The organism is Corallococcus sp. AS-1-12 (assembly GCF_020036995.1).
Lineage (GTDB): Bacteria > Myxococcota > Myxococcia > Myxococcales > Myxococcaceae > Corallococcus.
Genome location: NZ_JAIQDD010000090.1, coordinates 1 through 1,408, shown reverse-complemented (window position 1 = coordinate 1,408; position 1,408 = coordinate 1). Strand labels below are relative to the sequence as shown.

The 1,408-nt window shown below is 66.6% G+C and carries 1 protein-coding gene; it reads right to left on the bottom strand.

Translation table 11 applies throughout. The features are described 5' to 3' along the window. Nucleotides 1-120: 120 nt before the first annotated feature. Entirely contained in the window at nucleotides 121-1,356 is a 1,236-nt protein-coding gene (locus K8556_RS38805; protein ID WP_223745173.1) for an IS701 family transposase, read from the bottom strand. Nucleotides 1,357-1,408 lie beyond the last annotated feature (52 nt).

Here is a 1,408-nt window from a genome sequence, read left to right as displayed (position 1 = left end):
GTACCACCTGATCAGATTCGTGAGGGGCCGCGCGGCAGGTTCGAGTCGTCGACGAGCCTGCGGCAGAGGGGGCAGACGCCTATCCAGTGCAACAGCACCTGTTGAAGACGGCGGCGGACTTCAGGCAGCGTCCATTTCACCCGGCCCCGGGGGGGAAAGCGCTCGTCGGAGCGCGAGAAAGCCATGGGCCATGGCGCAGAGGGTGGCGTGGTGGTGGAAGCCCCGCCAGGTGCGGCCCTCGAAGTGGTCCAGGCCGAGTTCCTGTTTCATCTCCTGGTAGTCGCGCTCGATGCGCCAACGCAGCTTGGCCAGGCGCACCAGGGTGCGTATGGACGTGTCAGATGGGAGGGAGGAGAGCCAGAATTTCGTGGGGGCCTGCGCTCCCTGGGGCCATTGGCACAGCAGCCACTGCTCATCTCCCGGCGGCACTCCATTCATATGCCGGTGCGCCGTCCGGATGCGGACGGCTGCGAAGCGTGAGGACTGCCAGCCACGGCTTCCCTCGCGCCAGATGACGGAGCGGTACTTCAACCCCTTGGCCAGCACGCCCACCAGCAACGGCGGATGCTGGTCGTCGTAGTGCCGAGTGGAAGGCCGGCCGCGACTGCCCGGCGGCTTCTTGCGAATGGCCGGGGCGCTGCCTGGCGGCCAAACAGAGGTCTCGCCCTTGATGCCCACCACATAGCCCAGCCCTCGCTCGACGAGGCCTTCGCGAAACTCCCCGCAGTCCCCGTAGCCCGGATCGGCAAGCACGACATGCTTGCGCACGCCAGAGGCAAGCGCCGAGTCCAACTGCCCCAGAGCCAGCCGCCACTTCTCCGTGAGGCCCACGTCCTCTGGAATGCCTGCCTTCTTGCGACGTGCGGTGTCCTTCGCCCAGGCCTCTGGGAGGTACATCCGCATGCCGATGCAGCCAGAGCCATTCTCGCCCGCCAGGTGCAGACTCACAGCCACCTGGCAGTTGTCGATTCGCCCCAGCGTGCCTGAGTACTGGCGTGCCACGCCGGCCGAGTGCGTCCCCTTCTTCGGAAAGCCCGTATCGTCGAGGACGAACGCCTCCAGTCCCGGCAGTTCCCGCTCCAGCTTTTGACCCAGGCGTCGGAACACCTCCGCATCGGACCATCCGCTGATGACGACGCACTCCTGAAGCCGCTGGCGCATCGCCTCCGTCTCCGACGCGTCATCCACCAGCCGAGCCGCCATGGGCTGAATGCTCTTGCGCTCGCCGTCGAGCAGCAGCCCCGTGACGTACGCCGCCATCGCGGCGCGCCGCTCGGGGCGGCCCATGCCTTCCACCATCGAATCGAGGTACTCGCGCAACTCCTCATCGAGTCGCTTCAGCGTCCGCCGGTCCATCGCGACCGTAGATCATGATCGACCGGCGGCTTCAACAACCGACTAAGTGGTA

Bases quoted from the DNA above. Each gene is read 5' to 3' on its own strand.
- K8556_RS38805 (WP_223745173.1), bottom strand. From the start codon at position 1,356: ATGGACCGGCGGACGCTGAAGCGACTCGATGAGGAGTTGCGCGAGTAC.